Source organism: Sporosarcina gallistercoris (assembly GCF_050459885.1).
Lineage (GTDB): Bacteria > Bacillota > Bacilli > Bacillales_A > Planococcaceae > Sporosarcina > Sporosarcina gallistercoris_A.
This window is the reverse complement of the sequence record NZ_JBCMNO010000003.1, coordinates 42,365-50,869: the sequence shown is the minus strand read 5'-3', so window position 1 is coordinate 50,869 and position 8,505 is coordinate 42,365. Positions and strand designations below refer to the sequence as shown.

Sequence of the window (8,505 nt, the reverse complement as noted above, 5' to 3'; positions counted from 1 at the left end):
AGTGGATTGTCCGACATGCGGAGAGATTTCCAGGACACTGGGCGGCGTTTCTCCATCATCCAAAGGGATTTGTCCGACACCTAGCGGAATTTCTCGATAACGGGACACAATTCAAGGGAGGGAGGGACTGATTGGGGGCGCTTCGCTTGTTTTAGTGCAGTGCTGACACGCTGGATGACGGCTTAGCCCGTTGTCCGACAGTACTAGTGGATTGTCCGACATGCGGCGGGATTACCCGGACACTGGGCGGCGTTTCTCCATCATCCAAAGGAATTTGTCCGACACCTGGCGGAATTTCTCGATAACGGGACACAATTCAAGAGAGGGAAGGGACTGATTGGTGGCGCTTCGCTTGTTTGGGGAAGGGCTAACGCGCTGAATGACGGCTTAGCCTGTTGTCCGACAGAACTAGTGGATTGTCCGACACGCGGAGAGATTCCCCGGACACATAGCCGAGTTTCCCCATCACCCAGAGGGATTTCCCCGACACCTGGCGGAATTTCTCGATAACGGGACACAATTCAAGGGAGGGAAGGGACTGATTGGTGGCGCTTCGCTTGTTTTAGGGAGGGCTAACACGCTGAAAGACGACTTAGCCCGTTGTCCGACAGAACTAGTGGATTGTCCGACACGCGGAGAGATTACCCGGACACTGGGCAGCGTTTCTCCATCACCCAGAGAAATTTGTCCGACACCTAGCGAAATTTCTCGATAACGGGACACAATTTAAGGGAGGGAAGGGACTGATTGGTGGCGCTTCGCTTGTTTTAGGGCAGTGCTAACAAGCTGGATGCCCCCTAATCCCGTTGTCCGACAGATCGGATGGATTGTCCGACACGCGGAGAGATTCCCCGGACACATAGCCGAGTTTCCCCATCACCCAGAGGGATTTCCCCGACATCTAGCGAAATTTCTCGATAACGGGACACAATTCAAGAGAGGGAAGGGACTGATTGGTGGCGCTTCGCTTGTTTGGGGAAGGGGTGTAAACCCGTGCCTGGCGTGTCACGAGCTGCTCCCATTTTGCATTGTCGGCAGGTGTGAACCGCCCTCGACGTCGGCGTTGGAACGAAGTCATTTGTATGAAAAATACGATAGACATCCAGACAATCCTGACAATCCGATATAAGGCAAGCTGCTTCATGCGCACGCCACCTTTATAAACTAGTATACTGTGATTGACGAGTAAGCAGAGGATATTGCATTGATCGTACAATGTGGGTTATACGGAGCTACAATGGGGTAGAGCAACATAGTATGACTGTAGAAAAAGAGGTGTAAATATGGCGGAACATGAATTCCATTTAACGGCGGTTTGGCCAGGTGGTCGCAACAGCGCAGGGTATATAGAAGCTGGCAATCTGCAAACCAAAATTTCGATACCTTCTGCGATGGAGGGCCCCAACATCGGGACGAATCCGGATGAAATGCTGCTGGGGGCAGCGGCTACGTGCTATATCATTACATTGGCAGCGATGATTGAACGGGCTCATTTACCTCTGGAGAACATGTCACTCGAATCCATCGGGTTTGTCGATGTGACCAGGGGAGTCTTCACATATAAAAAGATTGTTCATAAGCCGACAGTTTCATTGAAACCCGAAGCAAGTGCAGCTGACTTTGAAAAATTGAATGTACTGATAGTCGAAGCGGAGAGGAACTGTATGATTTCCAAGGCGATCAAAGGAAACGTAGAAGTGGAGCTTGAAGCGACAGTATCTAGTGCGGAGTGAAGTGAAAAGAAAGAGACGAGTTCCTATTATGGAATACGTCTCTTTCTTTGATAGGTGACTGGTTGCCTTAAAGGTCAATCGTTGTTCCGAATTTATCACGGACTGCTTTCTTATAGACACCGTTTCCAACAGCTAAGTCGAAATAAGCTGCTCCTACACATTTGAAAAAGGTGATTTCATCATCATTTTTCCGAGATGAAATTTTTCCGGAGGCAACATCCTTAAGTTCGCCGTGGATTGAGTCAAACGACCATGAATTTTGTTCGTTTGCATGAATCAGTTCTCCTGCTTCCTCACGTATTCCCGCAAAATCGTCGACGACAATTTTGCTGCAACGTTCGATAAAGTTGAAATCGACTTCTCTCATGTGAGGAAGATAGGATCCTACTCCATTAACATGGGTGCCTGGTTGAATATCATCTCCATCGAATACAGGGGTTACAGATCGTGTACTGCAGCAAATAATGTCAGCTAGCTGAATGGCAGTAGATTTTTGTTCAAGCGGTTGAATGGAGATCTCCTGTTCAACGTTCATTGAGCGAAGACGTTCTTTAAATGCTTCAGCCTTTTTGAGTGTGGGGTTTACAAGATATATTTTCTGGATTGCACGGACTTCTAGTATTCCAAGTACTTGTTCAAATGCCATAGCACCTGTACCGATTACAGTGAGAACTTTAGAATTTTTTTTAGAGAGTAAGTCAGTCGCTATGGCAGAAAGAGCGCCTGTCCTCAATCTTGTAAGATAGGACGCGTTCATTAGTGCGAGATGACTACCATCAGATGTATCGGTTAGTAACATGGTTCCTTGAGTAGTGGGCTTCCCCTGTGAAGGGTTTTCCGGGAAAATTGATACGATTTTCACAGAAGCGATTTCTTGAACTTTGTCTGCGCTAGGCATATACAAAACCGAGGCGCTGTTTAAAGGGAACTCAATGACTGTGCGATGAGGATTTTCGACTTTTGCAGCAGTCATTGAAGCGAGTATGTGTCGTACATCTTGTATCGCATCCTTCATCACATAGCAATTTTTTATCTCATGTTCATTAATAATTAACATTATATCCTTCCTTTCAAGCTTCATCTAATTCTTGATTATGTCTATCTTTTACAGCTAATATTGCGATTAACGAGATTACAGCTGTAAATATGATATAAAGTGCAACAGGGATATAAGAGTCGTTAAATTTGGCGAGCAAAGCTGTTGCAACGAGAGGAGCAGTTCCACCAGCAAGGGCGGCTCCTACTTGATAGCCAAGGGAAATTCCTGTGTATCGTACCTCGGCGGAAAAGATTTCTGAAAACATCGTGCCAAGGACGGCGGTGATCGGAGCCCAAATAATGCCTAATCCGATAATTGTAGCGATCACAAGTAAGGTTACTGACCCTTGGTGAATCAACCAAAAGTAAGGGAATGCGAATAGGATCATTCCTACCGATCCATAAATATACAATACTTTCCGCCCTACTTTATCAGAAAGGCTACCCATAATTGGAATCAAAATAGTCGTAATAACGGTTGCTATCATCACGGCATTTAAAGTAGCAGTCCGTGAGTAGTCAAGATTTGTTGTTGCATAGGATACAATGAATGTACTGAATATGTAGAAAGGTGCAGTCTCTACTACTTTTGCTCCTATTGCGATTAGTACTTCACGCCAGTGTGTTTTTAGTGTGGTGGCGATTGGCAACTTAGGAATTTCTCCACGCTCTTGTACGGCTTTAAACGATGGCGTCTCATCGATACCTTTTCGTATCCATAGACCAAATACCACAAGAAGAGCACTTAGTAGAAATGGTATTCTCCAACCCCAGGTCATGAAGGAATCATTAGGTAGTAGAGAAATAATAGATAATGCGAGCGTCCCTAGCATCATACCAATTGTAATCCCCATTTGAGGTATGGAACCAAATAGACCGCGTTTGTCTTTTGGTGCGTATTCAACGGCTAACAGCAATGCCCCGCCCCACTCACCGCCAATTCCTAATCCTTGGATCAAACGTAGCGTGATAAGCAGAATCGGTGCCCAAATCCCAATTGCTTGGTAAGTGGGGAGTAATCCCATTCCAATGGTTGCAATTCCCATAAGGCTTAATGTAATTACAAGAGTTTTCTTTCGTCCGATTCGATCACCGATATGACTGAATATAATTCCACCGAATGGACGGATGAAGAATGCTAACGCAAAGGAAGCGTAAGCTAGAAGAAGGCCTACAGTAGGGTCGTCATTCACAAAAAAGACTTGGTTGAAGACGAGAGCTGCCACTGTTCCGTATAGAAAATAGTCGAACCATTCGATTGAACTTCCTACTAAACTTGCAATTAAAACCTTGTTTAGTTGCTTTTTACTTATCTCCATACCTATTCCCCCTTTGAATAAATTGAAGTGACACTTCAATTCCCTTTGCCAATATGATAGAGTTAAGATATTATTCTGTCAATACAAACTATTGGGAGCGTTTTCAAATGACAACAGAAATTGGACAAGAAATTAAAAAAGTTAGAATTGAAAAGGCCATGACATTAAAAAGTGTTTCTGAATTGACAGGATACTCCATCAGTTTCATATCGCAACTGGAAAGAGGGAAATCCTCTGCCACTTTGGAGTCTATTAAAAAAATTGCGATAGCGTTAAAAGTAAGTCCAAGTCGGTTCTTTGAACAATACGAAGAGGCAGAGGGTATGGAGGTTTCTGCTGTCACTAAAAAGAGAAGTAGAAATAATGGGGTTTTCTATGAAGATTTAGGTGCAAACCTATTAAAAAGAGATTTCGTTCCGATGCTTGTCACCCTTCAACCAGGTGAAACTGACGGAAGTCCGATTGTACATAGCGGTCAAGAATTCATCTACGTTCTTGAGGGAAATCTTACAGTCCAATTGGATGGGAGATACCATGAGTTATTGCCGGGGGAGAAAATCATGTACATCTCTGCAAGGCCACATTATTGGTTTAACTATGGAGCAAAAGAAACCCGGTTTTTGTGTATTAGCTCAGATATCTAGCATGATGTAAGGAAGGTTATGAAGTGAATTTGTAGAACTCTTTTGCTAGAATAGATAAAACCTAACGGAAGGATGATGAATCGTGACGGAAACGTTGTCGTGCCAGGATGTCATTTATACATTCAGTAAAACACATCCACCAGTAAAGAGAATCGATGCGGGAACCACCATTGAAATTGAGACGTATGATTGTTTTAAAAACCAGATCCAGACTGCAGAAACGAAACTTAGTGGTATCGATTGGGATGCTATTAATCCGGCTACGGGTCCCGTTTACGTGAATGGCGCAGCTTCCGGGGATGTGCTGAAAGTGACGATCCAAAAGCTGAATATCGGTAACCAAGGAGTGATGTCCACTGGACCTGAACTTGGTGTGATGGGGCATCGGTTGACAGAACTTGAAACGAAAATCATACCGATTGAAAACGGTATGGCTAAATTCAACGATCGATTGTCCATTCCTTTAAATCCGATGATCGGCGTCATTGGTGTCGCACCCAAAGGGGAGCCGATTTCGTGTGGAACGCCAGGTTCTCATGGCGGCAATATGGATACGAAGCTGATTACGGAAGGCGCAGTGTTGTACTTTCCGGTGCATGCGGAAGGCGCACTTTTCGCGTTAGGTGATTTCCATGCAGCAATGGGAGATGGGGAAGTTGGCGTTTCTGGAATAGAGGTCCCAGGCAGTGCGGTCGTAACGTTGGATGTCATTAAAAACACGCCGCTCCATCATCCTTTACTTGAAAATGAAAAAGGATTCACCTTCCTGGTTTCAGCGAGCACGCTGGACGAAGCAGTGAAAATTGCGGTCGAAGAAACTGCAGACCTATTGGCTGAAAGGACAAAACTCAGTTTGGCGGAAGTCACGATGTTATTGAGTGCAGTTGGGCAAGTGCAAGTGAGCCAAGTCGTGGATCCCCTTGTAACGGTTCGTTTCTTCGTTCCGCGTTATGTACTGGAAACGTATGGAGCCCCATTATTAACTAGTTAAGTGGATTACGGGACCAGCTTCTATTGGTAGGAGCTGGTTTTCCTTTTTGGTTAAACGCAATCCAACTGAAACTTTTGGTAACCACGTCACGTATAGCTACTAAAATGCAGTTGGAGAGTGGAGGGGGATGGTCATGAATGTTTTTGACAAAAATATAACTTTTTGTCATCCGTGGCGTTCCTACCAGGCGCGGATTCTTGCGGAATTGAACGAGCATTTGAAAAACAGGCATCTCCATTTAGTCGCACCGCCAGGCTCAGGAAAAACGGTTCTCGGCCTTGAAGTGATGCTGAGGCTAGATGCACCCACACTCATCGTGGCACCGACACTTGCCATCCGCAATCAGTGGATTGAACGGTTTGTTGAGTCGTTTCTGCAAGAACCTGTGAAGCCGGATTGGATTTCGACCGAGTTGCGTAACCCGGCTACAGTAACGGTGACAACCTACCAAACATTACATAGCGTGTTAAAAGGGGAAAATCTAGAAACGTTCTTCACTGCATTCGATGCTATGAACTTCAAAACGATCATTTTGGACGAAGCCCATCATTTGCGCTCGTCCTGGTGGCAAAGTGCGATTACGTTCAGGGACCGGTTGCACGAACCGAACGTCGTCGCACTAACCGCAACACCGCCTTATGATGCGGAGCAACGGGAATGGAACAACTACATACAGCTTTGCGGTCCGATTGATGAAGAGATCTACGTTCCGGAACTCATTCGTGAGGGGGATCTATGTCCGCACCAGGATTATGTGTATGCATCTGTCCCTTCACCGGAAGAAGCAGGGATGATTGCACAATTCCATCGGTCCGTGGATGCAGTTGCTGAGAAGCTCTTCGCCAATCAGGAATTCCTCGGTCTGTTGGAAGGGCACCCCTGGATTCTGACTCCGGAAGAGTGTATGGATGAGTTGCTTAGCAGTCCAGCCTATTACACAAGCATGATGCTGTTTTTGAGGAAAGCAGGAAGTGGGAATTGGCAGCGTGGACTGGAGATTATCGGTGGAAACGAAAAGAATATCCCCGAATTTTCCCTCATATGGCTGGAGGAACTAGTCAATGGACTTCTTTACAAAGATCCACATTACGACGGCGACCATCCGATATTAAAGCCGGTCCGATTGGAATTATCCAGGATTGGAGCGATTGAACGCCGTACGGTCATGCTCCGTTCGAGCCATGCCATCCAGCAAACCCTCGTGAAAAGTGTGACTAAACTAAAAAGCATCGAAGAGATTGTCTCGTTTGAAACAGAACATTTAGAGCATTCACTGCGACAAGTGATTTTAGCGGATTACATTCATAAAGAGGATCTTCCAACAACCGCGGACGATGAAAAATCGCTTGTTCGTTTAGGGGTCGCCCCTATCTTTGAAAGACTGCGCAGAACATCAGGAGATAATACGAGACTAGGTGTCTTGACGGGCTCCCTCATCATAATTCCAGCCACTGCATGGCCGATGCTTTCTGAACTGGCAATGGCAAGAGGAGTCACGCTTTCTTCCATCCCGCACGCACAGGATGAAGGGTATTTACAACTAGTCGTCGATTCGGATCGGCAACTCGTCACCTCCCTCATGACAGAAGTGTTTTCCAGAGGTGAAATCCATGTGCTGATCGGTACCGCAGCGCTGCTCGGAGAAGGTTGGGATGCGCCTGCCATCAATTCCCTTATCATCGCTTCGACGGTTGGAAGTTATATGTTAAGCAATCAAATGAGGGGACGCGCCATTCGAACTCAAGCAGGCAATCCTGAAAAAACGGCTGCCATCTGGCATTTAGTGTGTGTTCAGCCAGTAATGGATGGAGGAGGGCCGGACCAGATTGCACTTGAGCGGCGATTCCATTCGTTAATCGGGCTGGATGCCGAACTCCCCCTCATCCGATCAGGTATCGAGAGACTGCATTTGGAGAAGAACCCGGATGCAGGTAATGTTGTGGAGCAGCAAAATCAGAAGACGCTTCAACGGGCGGCGAACCGTACATCCTTACAGGAAAGATGGCAACATGCTGTGGGAACTGCTGAACGTGGCGAAAGGAAAGAAGAAGTGGCGGTGGAACGTTCAAAGATTCCGAAACCTTTTGTCTACGCAACCACTGTCAAATCGTTAGTTATTGTAGGAGCAGCAGTGTTTTTTGAAACTGCAAGAGAAGTGATGGGACCCAATCCATTTACTATATCGAAAGAACGCTTGCTGATCGCATTGCTCGTTGGAATCGTAATCGCTTCTCCGTACCTTTGGAAGGCAGGAAAAGCGGGGGTAAGGCATCGATCGTTGGAACGCAGTATGATTCAGGCAGCAACTGCAGTCTATGAGTCACTGTTTCATGCTGGATTGCTATCCATTCCTTTGTCAGAAAACCGCTTCCGTATAGAGGAAGGGGAGTCGGTGTTTTGCAGTTTGGATCAGGGGACGACTCATGAACAGACGATTTTCCTAAGGGCGATGCAAGAGTTGCTTGACCCAATTGAAAATCCGAGATATCTGATCGTGAGAACGTCCAAACTTCTCTTCGTTCAACGACGTGACTTCCATTCAGTTCCTGAGGAGATTGGACGAAAAAAAGAGTATGCAGAGTACTTCCTGAAACAATGGAATCGTCATGTGGATCACGCTACCTTGACGTATACACGAACACCTGATGGAAGAGAAGAATTGCTTGTTGCGAGGCTTGCTGCAATGTCAGCTATATTCCAGGACAAATCCGAGCGATTGAGCGTATGGAGATAGACGGTCACTTGAAAAAACTGGTGAGCAACAGGACTTGAATGACGGA

At 46.0% G+C, this 8,505-nt stretch carries 6 protein-coding genes; 4 read left to right on the top strand and 2 right to left on the bottom strand.

Annotated features, from left to right (window positions below; all coding sequences use genetic code 11):
* Positions 1-1,283 precede the first annotated feature (1,283 nt).
* Positions 1,284-1,733: an OsmC family protein gene (locus tag ABE021_RS01210; protein ID WP_430286338.1), complete on the top strand. Its 450-nt coding sequence runs from the start codon at positions 1,284-1,286 to the stop codon at positions 1,731-1,733.
* A 67-nt stretch (positions 1,734-1,800) separates the two neighbouring features.
* On the opposite strand, the gene ABE021_RS01205 is transcribed toward ABE021_RS01210, so the two are convergent.
* On the bottom strand, positions 1,801-2,790 hold the full coding sequence (locus tag ABE021_RS01205; RefSeq protein ID WP_430286337.1) for an ornithine cyclodeaminase family protein: 990 nt from the start codon (positions 2,788-2,790) through the stop codon (positions 1,801-1,803).
* A 13-nt stretch (positions 2,791-2,803) separates the two neighbouring features.
* Entirely contained in the window at positions 2,804-4,084 is a 1,281-nt protein-coding gene (locus tag ABE021_RS01200; protein WP_430286340.1) for an MFS transporter, read from the bottom strand.
* A gap of 113 nt (positions 4,085-4,197) precedes the next feature.
* On the opposite strand from ABE021_RS01200, the gene ABE021_RS01195 reads away from it, so the two are divergent.
* From ABE021_RS01195 to ABE021_RS01185, 3 genes are all read left to right on the top strand, one after another.
* The gene (locus ABE021_RS01195; protein WP_430286336.1) at positions 4,198-4,734 is read left to right on the top strand and encodes a helix-turn-helix domain-containing protein; all 537 of its coding nucleotides are present in this window, start codon (positions 4,198-4,200) and stop codon (positions 4,732-4,734) included.
* Positions 4,735-4,816: 82 nt separating this feature from the next.
* Positions 4,817-5,725 carry an acetamidase/formamidase family protein gene (locus ABE021_RS01190; protein WP_430286335.1) on the top strand — a complete coding sequence of 303 codons (909 nt, stop codon included), beginning with the start codon at positions 4,817-4,819 and terminating at the stop codon, positions 5,723-5,725.
* Positions 5,726-5,858: 133 nt separating this feature from the next.
* Positions 5,859-8,459, top strand: coding sequence for a DEAD/DEAH box helicase family protein (locus ABE021_RS01185; protein ID WP_430286334.1), 2,601 nt, complete (start codon positions 5,859-5,861; stop codon positions 8,457-8,459).
* The last annotated feature ends 46 nt before the right edge of the window (positions 8,460-8,505 follow it).